13 protein-coding genes, 1 tRNA gene and 1 riboswitch are annotated in these 13,822 nt (G+C 73.6%); of the genes, 5 read left to right on the top strand and 9 right to left on the bottom strand.

From position 1 onward, the window contains the following. Positions 1 to 231 precede the first annotated feature (231 nt). The 5 genes from E9529_RS10365 to E9529_RS10345 all read right to left on the bottom strand — a co-directional run bounded on the left by E9529_RS10365 (position 232) and on the right by E9529_RS10345 (position 3,782). Positions 232 to 305: transfer RNA gene (locus tag E9529_RS10365), tRNA-Ile, on the bottom strand. 203 nt (positions 306 to 508) lie between these two features. Then, positions 509 to 748, bottom strand: a complete 240-nt coding sequence (locus E9529_RS10360; RefSeq protein ID WP_236831073.1) for a hypothetical protein — start codon at positions 746 to 748, stop codon at positions 509 to 511. Between the two features lie 251 nt (positions 749 to 999). Beyond that, positions 1,000 to 2,379: an aldehyde dehydrogenase family protein gene (locus E9529_RS10355; protein WP_236831072.1), complete on the bottom strand. Its 1,380-nt coding sequence runs from the start codon at positions 2,377 to 2,379 to the stop codon at positions 1,000 to 1,002. A gap of 102 nt (positions 2,380 to 2,481) precedes the next feature. Then, a complete protein-coding gene (locus tag E9529_RS10350; RefSeq protein ID WP_236831071.1) occupies positions 2,482 to 3,360 on the bottom strand; it encodes an alpha/beta fold hydrolase in 879 nt (292 codons plus the stop codon). Positions 3,361 to 3,374: 14 nt separating this feature from the next. Then, the gene (locus tag E9529_RS10345) at positions 3,375 to 3,782 is read right to left on the bottom strand and encodes a hypothetical protein (protein WP_236831070.1); all 408 of its coding nucleotides are present in this window, start codon (positions 3,780 to 3,782) and stop codon (positions 3,375 to 3,377) included. A 163-nt stretch (positions 3,783 to 3,945) separates the two neighbouring features. Between E9529_RS10345 and E9529_RS10340 the strand changes: the two genes are divergently transcribed. The 3 genes from E9529_RS10340 (at position 3,946) to E9529_RS10330 (ending at position 7,557) form a co-directional block, all read left to right on the top strand. After that, positions 3,946 to 4,914: a LysR family transcriptional regulator gene (locus E9529_RS10340; RefSeq protein ID WP_236831069.1), complete on the top strand. Its 969-nt coding sequence runs from the start codon at positions 3,946 to 3,948 to the stop codon at positions 4,912 to 4,914. A 556-nt stretch (positions 4,915 to 5,470) separates the two neighbouring features. Beyond that, positions 5,471 to 5,628, top strand: a riboswitch (cyclic di-AMP (ydaO/yuaA leader). Positions 5,629 to 5,635: 7 nt separating this feature from the next. Further along, positions 5,636 to 6,853 carry a M23 family metallopeptidase gene (locus tag E9529_RS10335; RefSeq protein ID WP_236831068.1) on the top strand — a complete coding sequence of 406 codons (1,218 nt, stop codon included), beginning with the start codon at positions 5,636 to 5,638 and terminating at the stop codon, positions 6,851 to 6,853. A 35-nt stretch (positions 6,854 to 6,888) separates the two neighbouring features. Next, positions 6,889 to 7,557, top strand: a complete 669-nt coding sequence (locus tag E9529_RS10330; protein WP_236831067.1) for a TVP38/TMEM64 family protein — start codon at positions 6,889 to 6,891, stop codon at positions 7,555 to 7,557. On the opposite strand, the gene E9529_RS10325 is transcribed toward E9529_RS10330, so the two are convergent. Then, the gene (locus E9529_RS10325; protein WP_236831066.1) at positions 7,554 to 8,447 is read right to left on the bottom strand and encodes a maleylpyruvate isomerase N-terminal domain-containing protein; all 894 of its coding nucleotides are present in this window, start codon (positions 8,445 to 8,447) and stop codon (positions 7,554 to 7,556) included. The genes E9529_RS10330 and E9529_RS10325 overlap by 4 nt on opposite strands. Positions 8,448 to 8,562: 115 nt before the next feature. On the opposite strand from E9529_RS10325, the gene E9529_RS22700 reads away from it, so the two are divergent. Further along, a complete protein-coding gene (locus E9529_RS22700; RefSeq protein WP_236831065.1) occupies positions 8,563 to 9,678 on the top strand; it encodes a diguanylate cyclase in 1,116 nt (371 codons plus the stop codon). Positions 9,679 to 10,124: 446 nt separating this feature from the next. Continuing rightward, the gene (locus E9529_RS10315) at positions 10,125 to 10,625 is read left to right on the top strand and encodes a DUF3145 domain-containing protein (protein ID WP_236831064.1); all 501 of its coding nucleotides are present in this window, start codon (positions 10,125 to 10,127) and stop codon (positions 10,623 to 10,625) included. Positions 10,626 to 10,734: 109 nt separating this feature from the next. Here E9529_RS10315 and E9529_RS10310 read toward each other — a convergent pair whose 3' ends face one another. From E9529_RS10310 to E9529_RS10300, 3 genes are all read right to left on the bottom strand, one after another. Beyond that, positions 10,735 to 12,147, bottom strand: coding sequence for a carboxyl transferase domain-containing protein (locus E9529_RS10310; RefSeq protein ID WP_236831063.1), 1,413 nt, complete (start codon positions 12,145 to 12,147; stop codon positions 10,735 to 10,737). A gap of 74 nt (positions 12,148 to 12,221) precedes the next feature. Further along, entirely contained in the window at positions 12,222 to 13,463 is a 1,242-nt protein-coding gene (locus E9529_RS10305; protein WP_236831062.1) for a beta-ketoacyl synthase, read from the bottom strand. A gap of 85 nt (positions 13,464 to 13,548) precedes the next feature. After that, positions 13,549 to 13,791 (bottom strand): acyl carrier protein, encoded by a 243-nt coding sequence (locus E9529_RS10300; RefSeq protein ID WP_091934614.1) that lies wholly within the window; start codon positions 13,789 to 13,791, stop codon positions 13,549 to 13,551. Positions 13,792 to 13,822 lie beyond the last annotated feature (31 nt).

Genomic DNA, 13,822 nt, shown 5'->3' with positions numbered 1-13,822 from the left:
CGGAACTCCTTGGGGTAGGGCTTGGGCACGGTGAACATCCTTCCAGCGGCACCTCTCGGCACCACAGATCAGATGTCACCTATCCGTGCAGCAGTCCCGAACGCGTGGACGCGCCCACCAGGCCTCTGTCACCAGACGTCACGGTACGTAGTGTGGGCACCGTGTGGGCACGGAGCCATACCGTCAAGATCGACGATCACACACCAGGCCGTTTACCTGCACGTATGTCGGTGGGGCGGGTGGGGCTCGAACCCACGACCCAGGGATTATGAGTCCCATGCTCTGACCGGCTGAGCTACCGCCCCGAACTACTGTTTTCCCAGTTCAGACGGCTGTTGCCTCCTGCAAACAGCGGATGATAGGGCCGGTTTGACACAAGGGACTCCGTGTCATAGCTGTGTCATTTCCGCGCTCAGGATAGCCGGAGCCGTTGGCCGTCTCGCGTTTGACGCAGCGAACTGTGTCACGCGCGCGTCTGGCTGACGGGTCGCAGGTTCACGGATGTCCTTCACCGGGGGAGCACCACGAGGGACCGTCGCTGCGCTCCTCCGCGGGCGGTCGCGGCGGCACGCTCCTCGGGCACGGAGCCGTAGGTCATGGTCCGTTGGCGCACCGGCCGGCCGGCACCCATGGCGAGTTCGGCCAGTTCCTGGGGGCTCTTGGCGGAGCCGTGCTCGGAGCCGACCATCCGGGAGATCGTCTTCTCCATGAGCGTGCCGTCGATGTCGTTGACCCCGCCGGCAAGCACCTGACGACGCCCAGAGTCGAGCCGGTGGCCAGCCTGGATGACCTCGACCCACTGGGCGGTGGGCAGCTTGCCCTTGGTCAGCGGGCACGGAGACCCCCATGCGGGCGGCGCCGTTCACCACCTCCATCGGGCTGCAGGCGTGTAGATGCAGGCTCGGTGCGCCCTGCTTCACCGCCCGGGGTGAGGTCGAGGCACGCGGTCCCGGGCAGGGCGGGGTCGACAGTCGTGGTGGCGCCGCGCTCGGGTCGTCGCTACAGATCCACGCCGGTGAGGACGAGCGCGCGGTCGAAGGTGAGGTCCTCCATCGCGAAGCGGACGCCTTCACGTCCGATGCCCGAGCCCTTCGTGCCGCCGTAGGGCATCTGGTCGGCGCGGTAGCTGGGCACGTCGCCCACGATGACGCCTCCGACTTCGAGCTCTCGGTGTGCGCGGAAGGCGGTGGCGATGTCGCGGGTGAACACGCCGACCTGTAGCCCGAAGTCGGAGTCGTTGACCGCGGCGAAGGCAGCATCGAGTCCGTCCACGGCCCGCAGTGACAGCACAGGGGCGAACACCTCGTCGCGGTCGACACGGGCGCCGAGGGGCACGTCGATGAGCACGGTGGGCTGCAGGCGGGCGTGGTCGCGCCCACCGCCGGTGAGCACGCGCGCGCCAGCATCGGTGGCCTCGGTGATCCAGCTGTGCGCTCGCTGGGCGGCCCGTTCGTCGATCATAGGGCCCAGGGTGGTCTCCTCGTCCTCGGGATCACCGAGCACCTGCGCCTCTACCTCGGCGACGACCAGGTCGCGCAGCTGGTCGAAGACGCTGCGGTCGGCGATGACCCGCTGCACGGAGATGCAGGACTGGCCGGCTTGGCCGACGCCGAACGCGGCGATGCGCTGGGCGGCGTGCAACAGGTCGGCGGGGGTGTTCCAGTCGGCGCAGACGATGACCGCGGCGTTGCCGCCGAGCTCGAGTGTGACGTGCTTGCGGGGCACCAGGTCGCGGATGCCCCAGCCGACGGGGCCGGAGCCGGTGAAGGACACCACGGGCAGCCGCGGGTCTGTGACCAGCGGGTCCATTCGTTCGTTGGGCACGGTGAGGATCGACCACGACCCGGCCGGGAGGTCGGTCTCGGCGAGCAGGTCCCCCAGGAACAGGGCCGACAACGGTGTGGCTGGGGCGGGCTTGAGCACGATGGGGGCCCCGACGGCGAGGGCGGGGGCGACCTTGTGGGCGACCAGGTTGAGCGGAAAGTTGAACGGGGTGATGCCCAGGACGGGTCCGCGGCTGACGCGCCGGTTGAGGGCGATGCGTCCTTCCCCGGAGGGGTCGGTGTCCAGCCGTTGGAGGTCACCGACCCAGCGGCGGGCCTCTTCCCCGGCCAGCCGGAAGGTCGCCGCAGCCCGGTCGACCTCGGCGCGGGCCCACCGGATAGGCTTGCCGCCTTCCGCGACAATGACGGCGGCCAGCTCCTCGCGGGACTCGGTCAGCCGGCGGGAGACGTGGGCGAGGGCGTCGGCCCGGCGGTGGGCGGGGAGGCCCGCGAACTGCGGTGCGACCTCGTGTGCGGCGGCCACGGAGGCCTCGACGTGTCCGGGCTCGGCGACGGTCACGTGACCGACGGGGTCACCGCCGTCCGGGCGGGTCACCGGTCTGGTCTCCTCACCCAGTACCGGGGCGCCGGCGACACGGATGGGGGTCGTTGCCTGCTGCACTGCGGGGTCCCTTCGATGTTCGGCCGCGGCACGCGGTCAGGCGAGAGCGGCGGCCGGCTTCTCGCGCTTGGCCTGCAGCAGCTCCAGCGCCTGGATCAGGTAGGTGCGGAACACCGCGTGGTTCTCACTCATCGGGAAGTGCCCGATCGCGGGCATGTAGATGAAGGATCCGTTGGTGATGGCGTTGGCGGTGCGCTCGCTGTCCTCGGGGGTGGTGAGGTAGTCGTACTCGCCGGTCATCATCACCACCGGGCACTTCTCGCCGTCGATCTCGCCGAGCCTGCCGCGCAGGTCGTGGTCGACGGAGTAAAAGTGCAGGTCGCCCTTGAAGGCCTCGGATCCCTGGGTGTAGTAGAACCAGGTCTTCCAGCGGTCGGCCTCGGGGGACTGGGGGGCCATGAGGTCCCAGGTGCCACTGGCGCAGACCTGGGCGGCGTTGGCGTGCGGGTGCTGCCACCAGTCCAGGTAGAAGCCGGGGGAGTAGTCGGCGCCCTCGACGCTCAGGACGCCGGCGAACCGGTCGGGCCGGCGCAGGGCCAGCTGCAGGGCCACGTTCCCGCCGAACGAGGAGCCCATGAAGATGGGGTTCTCCAGCTCGAGGGCGTCGGCCAGGGCGATGATGAAGTTGGAGTAGTGCTCGGCGGAGAGCTGGTACTCCTCCTTCCACCACTCGGTGTTCTCCGGGGGGTCGGACTTGCCGTGGCGGGGCAGGTCGTAGGCGATGACCCGGTAGTTGGCGGTGATCTCCTCGTCCTCCAACAGGCCGCGCCACTGGTGGTTGTGGCAGCCCGCGGTGTGCTGGCACAGGATGGGCTGGCCGGTCCCGTTCTCCAGGTAGAAGACCTTGTACTCGAGGCCGTCGACGTCGACGCTCACGTAGTGACCGGTGACGGGCGAGATCTTGCTGTTGCTCATGGGAATTTCCTTCCTCAGACCGGGGAGCCGACGACGCGCAGGAGCTCGACCTGGCGGGTGATGCAGCGCAGGTTCTGCATGAGGACCAGGACGTCGCCTTCGAGCTTCATGTCGCGCTGGAAGCTGGCCGCCCAGATGCCGTGGAACATGGCGGCGGGGGTCTCCTCGCCGAACCCGCGCCAGGTCTCGGCCGAGGCACGGATAGCGAACTGGTAGGGGACGTCGAGCGGGCCCGGATCCACGGTGACGTGGGTGACCTTGCCGGACTCCACCTGGATCACGTAGGTGCGCTCCGTGGCGTCCAGGAGGTAGGAGCAGGTGAAGTACTTGCCGTGCGCCTGGATCTCGGGGTCGGTGTTGCTGGCGTCGGTGAAGGCCGCGGCCCATTCTTCGGCCGACGGAGCGCGGGTGGGCGCACTCATCGTTGAGTCCTCTCGGAGGGGTACGGGGTGACCAGCCCGGGGGTCCCCGTGGCGGGCGTCACCATCAGACGGTGACGCCGCCCACACGTCCAATACCTGCTCCCTACCGAGCGATAGCCACGTTCTATTGGTCTTCGCGTGGGCCAGGGCCTACCTTCGGGTGATGCCGGACACCCCCGAGCTGCGGTCACTCCGGTACTTCGTCGCTGTGGCCGAGGAACTGCACTTCGGTCGCGCCGCGGCGCGTCTGCACATCGCCCAGCCCTCCCTCAGCGTGCAGATCCGCAAGCTCGAGCACTCCCTGGGCGCGCGTCTCCTGGACCGCACCAGCCGCCACGTCGAACTCACCGCCGTGGGCAAGGTGCTGCTGGAGGAAGCCCACCGCCTGCTCACCGGCGCCGACCGGCTGGTCGCCGCGACCCGGGAGGCCTCGCGCGGCGTGCGCGGCACCCTCGTCGTCGGGTTCCAGGCCAACGCCGCCGCCGAGCTGACTCCCAAGATCCTCACCGCATTCCAGACCCGGCACCCCCGGGTCCTGGTCGAGATGCGTTCCCACGACTTCGCCGACCCCTACGTCGGGCTGGCCAACGGCAGCGTCGACGTCGCCTTCGTCCGGCCGCCGCTGCTCGTGCACGACTGGCTCAGCATCGAGACGCTCTTCGTCGAGCCGCGCCTGCTCGTCACCTCGGCCGACTTACCGCTGGCCGGCCGGCCCAAGGTCAGCGTGGAGGAGGTCCTCGACGAGGCCTTCGTCGCCCGCCGGGCCCCGGAGTACTGGCGGGACTTCTGGCTGGCCACCGACAGCCGGGGCGCCCACGCCGTCAGGCTCGGCGCAGACGTGGGCAGCGTCGACGAGTGCTTCGAGGCCATCCTGTCCGGTCGCGGGGTCGCCTTCACCCAGGCCTCGACACAGCGCTTCTACGACCGCCCTGGACTGACGTTCATCCCCGTCGACGGGCTACCACCGTCGTCCCTGGCGATCGCCTGGCGCAACGACATGGATGCCGCACCGGTGACCGACTTCGTCGAGACCGCACGCATGCTCGCCGCGCTGGACCTCGTTCCCGGGGCGCTGACCCCGCAGCCCCCTGTGCCGGCCGAACCGCCAGCTCTGTCCATCGTGGGGCAGTAGGCCGACCCGCGACCCCTCTCGCGTACCCCTGGGCACGGGCCGCGCCTCGGCCGGGCACCGCGGCGCCGGAGACCGTGCGGCGGCTGATGCGCCGCGTGCCGGACCACTCGGCGGAGCAGTTGCAGGACGACGCCCGCACGGTCGTCCTGAGCGGATTCCCTCTACTGCGACGTCGCATGTCAACGGGTTGCCGGCGCCGCACCGGGTGAGGCCGCCGCTCACCGGCGTGTGACTCCGCCAGGCCGCCACGCTGGAGGAACGGTGTGATCTATGGCGGGTCGGGGGTGACCACCGCCGCGATGTCCTCGGCGGCGCGCTGAGCGTGGAATGCACCCGACGCGGGGAAGTGACTAGGTTTTATGAGTCCCATGCTCTGACCTGCTGAGCTACCGGCCCCGGACGTACCAGCCTGCCAGACGGCACCGCGGTACCCGCGGCACGACCCGGTGCCCGAGTGGCGGACCGAGATGGTCCGTTACCTCCCTGTGACATCTGCAGGTTCGGCTTGTACCGTCTCTCGCGGCCCACCCGATCCCGCTCCCGAACCCGGGGGCTCGGGCGGGCCCCGCCGAACTCTGCGGTCTGACCGCCGCGGGGACCGGGGACCCATGTTTCTGGGGTGAATCCCGCCTGCGCCTCCACGGGCAGGCAGGTAGGGCACGTTCCGGCCCGAACCCGTCAGCTGACCTGGTAGGCGGACCGAGGAACGGAGAACGTCGCCTTGGCGACCACGCACCACCTGACGGGCGCCCTGCGGCGCCCACGCCGGGCAGCCGGCCGGGCGGCCATCGCCCTCACCGCTCTCCTGTCGCTGTCCCTGCTCGGCGCGCCGGCCTCCTCCGCGGCCCCCAGCGCGGCCCAGAGCGAGCACGACCGCGTCGCGGCCGAGGTGCAGACGCTCGAGCAGCGCGTCCGCGAGGCCGAGGAGCGGCTGCAGCAGATGACGCTGCGGGCCGAGGAGGCCAGCGGCGCCGTCCTGGCCACGCAGGCCGAGCTGGACCGCGCCCGGCAGCACGCCGATGCGGTCGCCGCCGAGCTCGCCGCCATCCGGGAGGCCGTCGGGCGCACCCAGGACGACGTCGCGGCCCTGGGCCGGGAGGCCTACATGGGCACCGACGAGGCGTTCACCGAGATCGAGATGGTCCTCCACGCCGAGGGGCCGGGTGAGCTGCTGCAGCAGGCGGCGACGCTGGACCTCCTCGGCCAGGACCGCGCCCGGGTGCTCGAGGAGCTGCGGGTCGCCGAGGCGCGCGAGGCGCGGCTGGACCAGGAGGCCAAGGACGCCGTCGCCGAGCGCGACGCCCTGGCGCGGGAGGCGCAGCAGGCCCAGGTCGAGGCCGACCGGCTGCTCGTCGAGGCGCAGGCCGAGTTCGACGCCCTCACGGCGGAGAAGGCCGGGCTCGACCAGCAGCTCCGCGACGCCGAGATCCGGCTGCTCGAGGTGAAGGGCGCCGAGGACGCCGCCCGCGCGTACGACGAGGCCCAGGCGGCCGAGCAGGCGGCGGTCATGACGGTGGCGGCCGCCCCGGGTGGCGGCGGCGCCGCGCTCACCCAGGGACGGGTGACCTCCTGCTACGGCGCGCGCTGGGGCACGATGCACCTCGGCATCGACATCGCCGCGCCGATCGGCACCCCGATCTACGCGCCGGAGCCGGGCGTCGTGCTGCAGGCGGGGCCGGCCAGCGGCTTCGGGCTCGCCGTCGCGATCCAGCACCCCGACGGCGTCATCACCGTCTACGGCCACGTGAACCAGTTCTTCGTGTCGCCGGGCCAGGTGGTCAGCGGCGGGCAGCAGATCGCCGAGGTCGGCAACCGCGGCCAGTCCACCGGGCCGCACCTGCACTTCGAGACCCACCGCGGTGGCCTCTACGCCGACCGGGCCAACCCGGTCTCGTGGCTGGCGCAGCGCGGCATCTCCCTGGGCGGTAGCTGCAGCTGACCGGTCCGGCGCTCGCCCTCGGGCAGTATCGGGGCGTGCGGACGGCGGATCGGACCTGGCTGCGGGCAGCGGCGCTCGGCGCCCTGCTGCTCGGCGGCGGGGTGGCGGCGCTGACGCTGGACCTGCCGTCCGCGGAGCACCTGCGGGCGGTGGTGGCCGGTGCCGGCGCCGCCGCCTGGCCGGTGCTGGTGGGCGCCGTGGCGCTGGTCCTGCTCGCGCCGGTGCCTCGGTCGGTGGTCTCGGCCCTGCTCGGCGCGGTGCTGGGCTTCGCCGCGGGGCTGGCGGTCTCCTTCGCCGGAGGGGTGCTCGCCGCCGTCCTCGCCTTCGGGCTGGCCCGCTGGCTGGGACGCCCGGCGGTCGGCCGGCTGGTCGGGCCGCGCCTGGACCGGCTGGCCGGCGGCCGCACCTTCGTCGCGGTGCTGGTCAGCCGGCTGGTGCCGGTCGTGCCCTTCGTCGCCGTCAACTACGGGGCTGGTGCCGCCGGCGTCCGGCCGGGCCCGTTCGCCGCGGCCACCGCCGTGGGGCTGCTCCCCAGCACGGTGCTGCAGGTGGGCGTCGGCGCCTCGGCCGGGGTGCTGGTGGCGCACCTGAGCACCTCCCTCGTCGTCCCCGTCGTCGTGGTCGGGCTGCTCGTGGTCGCGGCCGGGGCCGCCTGGTGGTCCCGCGGGCGGGGGGCGCGGCTCGCCCGCGGGAGCGCCACCTAGCCCCGGCCGAACAGCCGGCCGAGCACCCCGCCGGCGCCCCCGACGGTGCGGGCGGCCAGCTGCAGGATCGGCCCGCCGGGGATGCCCGGCACCTGCTGCACGATCGGGGCCAGCTGCAGCAGCCCGGGCACGTCGTGCACCTTCAGCCGGCGCCGGGCCGCCGCGGGGACGGGGTTGACCCGGCCCGACGCGGCGTCGAGCAGGAGGTCCGCCGCGGCCTCGACCGCCGGCCCGTCCACGACCCCCGCGGGCACCCGGCGCACCTGCCAGCCCCCACCGGCGGAGGTGAACCCCCACCCGCCGTCGGGGGTGACCAGGCTGACCCGCCCGGAGATGCCGCTCGAGGCGGCGAGCGCGCCCGTGACGTCGGTCAGCGCGGCCAGCCCGGACCGCAGCACGCCGGCGGGCGGCGGCTCCGCGCCGCAGGAGACCAGGTCCAGCCCGTGGACGGCGAGCTCGTAGGCCTGCCCCAGGACGACGCTGAGCAGCGGCAGGCGGCCCACCACGGAGACCGCCGGCGCGGTGTCCAGCTCCACGGGCTCGTCGGCGAGGTAGCGCGCGGTGGCCTCGCGGTTGCGGCGCAGCCCGGCCAGCACCTCCTCGCGGGAGGCGTCGCGGTGGGCGGCGACGACCCGGGCGTTGACCGCGTCGGGGTCCGGTGGCGTCCCCGCCCCGCCGGAGCGCGCCGAGGCGATCAGGTCGGTCAGGGCGGCGTGGTCGTCCCAGCACCCCAGGTGCACGCAGATCTCGTGCGCCCGCCACCCCGGCAGGCGCGAGGGGCGGTCCAGGTCCACCGACCCCGCCTGCGCGAGGAAGGCGTCCCACGCCTCCAGCACCATCCCGGAGACGGCCTCCCGCCCCGCCTCGGCCATGCCCTGGTGTGCGCCCACGCCGTGGCCCCTACCCGTCGGCCTGCCCGGGCAGGCATCGCCTCCCGTGGCACCGGTCACCCGCCGGGGTGAGCGCGGCGTCAAGCATCGGGTGGCGGCGGCCGATCGCCAGCAGGTGAGCGGAGCAGCGGTGCGGGACCGCCGGGCGCAGCGGCACCGGCGCGCCGCGCTGGGCCGCGCCCTCTCCGGGCTGTACCGGCCCCTGGCCGCCGACGACGGCCGCGTCGCCTTCTGGGTCCGGCACGTGCGCATGGGCGTGCTGGTCACGGAGCTCTCGGCGCTGGTGGGTATCGGCTACGCACTGCTCGCCGAGGGGCCGGCCGGTGGGCACGTGTCCCTGGTCGTGCTCGCCGCCGCCGTGGCGCTGGCCGCTCCGGCGGTCCTGCTGCTCCCGCTGCCGGCGATGATGCGCGACTGGCGCGGGCCGACCCTCTTCTACGGGTGGACGCTCGCCACCGTCGTCGTGGTCGTCGTCGCCACCCGCCTGGACGGCGGGGCCGCGAGCCCGCTGGACGCGCTGCTCTTCCTCGCCCTGACCTTCATGGCCGCGGCGTACCCGCCGGCGGGCGTGGTGGTTATGGGCAGCGCGGTGATGGCCGGCTACCTGTTCTTCATCGTCCTGCCGGGAGCGACCACCAACGGCATGTTCTTCCTCGCCGTCATGGGTGTGTTCACGATCGTCTGCGCGATGTCGTCGGCCAACTCCTGGGCCGCCCACGACCGGCAGTCGCTGCTGATCCGCACGCAGGAGGTGCTCGCCTCCACCGACCCGCTCACCGGCATCCCCAACCGCCGGCTGTTCCTGGAGCGGCTCGCCGCCGCGGTGGCGACCGCGGGGCGGGGGCGCCGGACGGTGGTCTGCCTGGTCGACCTCGACGGCTTCAAGGCGGTCAACGACACCGACGGCCACGCAGCCGGTGACGCCCTCCTCGTCGCGGTCGGGGCGGCGCTCGGCAGCGCGGTCCGCGAGACCGACACCGTGGCCCGGCTGGGCGGCGACGAGTTCGCCGTGCTGGCCGACGTGACCGGCGGCTCCCCGCCCGCGCTGCTCGCCGACCGGCTGCGGGCCGCCGTCGCGCTCGCCGGGCGGCGCCACCGCGTCACCGCGAGCGTCGGGCTGGCCGAGGTCGAGCCGGGGCACGACGTCGAGGACCTCCTGCACCGGGCCGACGTCGCCATGTACCGGGCGAAGAGCGGCGGCGGCGACCGCGTGGGCGTGCTGGACGCCTGAGGCGGGTTCGTCAACGCCGCGTGGCCCAGGGGCGACGCAGGGTGAACGCCCGGGCGACCGGATGCGCTGGTCGCGCGCTCGCGCCCGCTCGCCACGGTCCGGACATCTCGTGACGGAGCGTCACCGGACGTCTTCAGGCACCTGGGCGGTTCCGGATCGATCCGGACCGGTGCGGCGTCCACGGGGTGCCGGTTGCTGTGAATACGCTGACACCGCTGGACCAGCACGACGTCAGATGGTATGGCTCGCTGACCAGCGACAAGGCGCCAGCCGGGCGGACGATCGCCACATTAGTCCCAGGAGTCGCACCCGGGCTGGCGCGATCGGGTCACCATCGTGCAAACTTGTCGCGGGAGCCCTGCTCCGCCACTGCCGATAACGGCGCGTCACCGAATCGATGGGTCCGTAGGGGAAGACGAGACCGATCGAGTCGATGGAGGTGCCCGGTGCAGCGACGGTCAACCCAGGGTGTCGTCTTCGTGCACTCGTGCCCGAAGGCGCTCTGCCAGCACGTCGAGTGGGCGCTGGAACGCGTCGTCGGCGCGCCGGTCTCCCTGTCGTGGGCTGAGCAGCCCGCGGCGCACGGTGCCTACCGTGCCGAAGTGGCGTGGACGGGTTCGCCTGGAACCGGCGCCAAGCTCGTCGCTGCCCTCCGCGCGTGGCCGATGCTGCGCTTCGAGGTCACCGAGGAGGCCAGCCACGGCAACGACGGCGAGCGCATGTCGTACGTGCCGGGTCACGGGGTCTTCCGCGCGCCCACCAGCGCCAACGGCGACCTCATCGTCACCGAGCAGCAGCTGCGCCACCTGGCCGCCACGGCGAGCTCGATCGAGGCGTTCCGCCACGGGGTCGACGAACTCCTCGGCGCGGCCTGGGACGCCGACCTCGAGGTGTACCGGCACGCCGGCGACGGCAGCCCGGTGACCTGGCTGCACCAGGTGGTCTGAAGGTCACGATCGGAGCACGACACCCCCGCCTGGGCCGGGAGGTCGTCGTAGCCTGGAGCGGGCCGTCCGGGCGCCGTCGGGGAAGCGGCGCCGGGACGGCCTTCCCACGTCAGAGCGGGATGTTGCCGTGGGCCCCGCGACCGTGCGGGGCGGCCGCGAGGGCCTCGACCAGCCGCTGCCGGGTGCGCACCGGCTCCACCACCTCGTCGACGACGCCGATCTGCAGCGCCCGGTTCACCCCGCCGGCGATCCGCTCGTGCTCCTCGGCCAGCTGGGCGTGCAGCGCCTCGCGCTCGCCGGAAGGGGCCGCGGCCAGCTTCTTGCGGTGCAGGATGCCGACGGCCGCCTTGGCGCCCATGACGGCGACCTCGGCGCCGGGCCAGGCGAAGACGGCGGTGGCGCCCAGCGAGCGGGAGTTCATCGCGATGTAGGCACCGCCGTAGGACTTGCGGGTCACCAGCGTCACGCGCGGGACCACCGCCTCGGCGAAGGCGTGCAGCAGCTTGGCGCCGCGGCGGACGACGCCGTCCCACTCCTGGCCGACGCCGGGGAGGTAGCCGGGCACGTCGACCAGCACGACCAGCGGCACGCCGAAGGCGTCGCACATCCGCACGAACCGCGCCGCCTTCTCCGCGGACGCCGAGTCCAGGCAGCCGCCGAGCCGCAGCGGGTTGTTGGCGATGACGCCGACGGTGCGCCCGGCCAGCCGGCCCAGCGTGGTGACCACGTTGGGCGCGAACCGCGGGTGCAGCTCGAGCCCCGGCTCGTCGAGCAGCGAGGAGACCAGCGGCTTGACGTCGTAGGCCCGGTTGGTCTGCGCGGGCAGCAGGGCCGCGAGGTCGGTGCCGGGCTGGTCGCCGGCCGGGGCGAAGCCGCCCTGGGCGGCGAGCAGGTCGACGGCCAGCCGGGCGGTCTCCAGCGCGGCGGGCTCGGAGTCGGTGACCACGTGCACGACGCCGCTGCGCCGCCCGTGGGTGTCCGGCCCGCCCAGGCTCTCCATGTCGACGTTCTCGCCGGTGACCGAGCGGACCACCTCCGGCCCGGTGACGAACACGCGGCCGGCCGGGCCCATGACCACCAGGTCGGTCAGCGCCGGGCCGTAGGCCGCACCGCCGGCGGCCGGGCCGAGCACCACCGAGATCTGCGGGATGCGCCCGGAGGCCCGCACCATGGCCGCGAACACCTCGCCGACGGCGTGCAGGGCGGTGACACCCTCGGCCAGCCGCGCCCCGCCGGAGTGCCAGATGCCGATGACCGGCACCCGCTCGCGCAGGGCGGCGTCGATCGCGTCGACGATGTGCCGGCAGCCGTCGACGCCCATCGCCCCGCCCATCACCGTGGCGTCGGTGCAGAAGGCGATGGCGGGGCTGCCCTGCACCGTGCCGCGGGCGGCCAGCACCCCGGAGGTGTCGCGCGTGCCGAGCAGCTGCACCGAGCCCGCGTCGAAGAACCGCCGGAGCCGGTCCTCCGGGTCGCGGGGGTCGGGCGCTGTCACGGTGGGCGCGGCCTGCACTGTCGTCACGGGTACCTCCGGGTCGTGTGGCCCCGTCCGGAGGCTCGCCCGAGCCTGCGAGGGGTGGGGGGCGGGGTCGTGCTTCAGGCGGTGGTGAACACGAGCGCGATGTTGTGTCCGCCGAAACCGAACGAGTCGTTGACCGCCGCGGTGAGCTGGGCCTTGCGCGGCTCGCGGCGCACGATGTCGAGGGCCTGGACGGCGGCGTCGTCGTCGGGGTCGTCGAGGTTCGCCGTCGCCGGGACGACCTGCTCGCGCAGCGCGAGGATCGTGAACACCGACTCCAGCGCCCCGGCGGCGCCGAGCAGGTGCCCGGTCTGGCTCTTGGTGGCGGTCACGAGCACGTGCTCGCCCAGCGACGAGCGGATCGCCGCGGCCTCGGCGGTGTCGCCCACCGGGGTGGAGGTCGCGTGCGCGTTGACGTGCCCGATGTCGGTGGGGGAGAGCCCGGCGTCGCGCAGCGCGGCGGTGATCGCGCGGCCGGCGCCCTCGCCCTCGGGGTGCGGGGCGACCAGGTCGTAGCCGTCGGCGGTCGCCCCGGCGCCGGCGAGCCGGGCGTGCACCCGGGCACCGCGGGCGGCGGCGGAGTCCGCGCGCTCCAGCACCAGCGCGGCCGCGCCCTCGCCGAGCACGAAGCCGTCGCGGCCCTTGTCGAACGGGCGGGAGGCGCGCTCGGGCTCGTCGTTGCGGGTGGACATGGCGCGCATGGCGGCGAAGCCGGCCATCGGCAGCGGGTGGACGCACGCCTCGGCGCCGCCGACGAGCACGACGTCCGCGCGGTCGAGGCGCAGCAGGTCCAGGCCCCAGCGGATCGCCTCCGCGCCGGAGGCACAGGCGCTCACCGGGGCGTGCACGCCGCCCTTGGCGCCGACGGCCAGGCCGACGGCGGCGGCCGGCCCGTTGGGCATGAGCATCGGGATGGTGAACGGCGAGACCCGCTTGGGGCCCTTCTCCTCCAGCACGTCGTCCTGCCCGAGCAGCGTCAGCGCGCCGCCGATGCCGGTCCCGATGACGACGGCGATGCGCTCGGGGGCGACGCCGGAACCCGCCGCGCCGGACTCGGCCCAGGCCTGCTCGGCGGCGACGACCGCCACCTGCTGGCTGCGGTCCAGGCGCCGGGCCCGCACCCGGTCCAGCTGCCCGACCGGGTCGGCGGCCAGGCGCGCGACCAGCTGGGCCGGGAACTCCTGCGCCCACTCCTCGGTGATCCGGCTGACGCCCGAGCGGCCGGCGAGCAGCGCGTCCCAGGTGCCGGCCACGTCCCCGCCGAGGGGCGTGGTGGCCCCGAGGCCGGTGACGACGACGTCGGTGGTGGACGGGCTCATGGGATCTCTCCTCGTGCGGGTGCTCGCGGCGGGGCCCCTGCAGGGCCCCGCCGCGGGCGTGCGAGTGGTGGGGCGGGATGTCCTCTTACTGGTTGCTCTCGATGAAGCTGATGGCGTCGCCGACGGTCTTGATGTTGGCGAGCTGGTCGTCCGGGATGGCGACGCCGAACTTGTCCTCGACGGCGGTCGCGATCTCGACCATCGACAGGGAGTCGACGTCGAGGTCCTCGGTGAAGGACTTCTCCGGAGTGGCGTCGGCGGGGGTCACGCCCGCCACCTCCTCCAGGATCTCGGCAAGTCCGGCCTGGATCTCCTGGGTGCTGGCCAACGCGGGGTCCTCTCTCTCGGATGGGACGGCG

It is taken from the genome of Blastococcus sp. KM273128 (genome assembly GCF_021698975.1).
In the GTDB taxonomy this organism is placed as follows: domain Bacteria; phylum Actinomycetota; class Actinomycetes; order Mycobacteriales; family Geodermatophilaceae; genus Blastococcus.
This window is presented reverse-complemented; position numbering and strand designations above follow the sequence as displayed.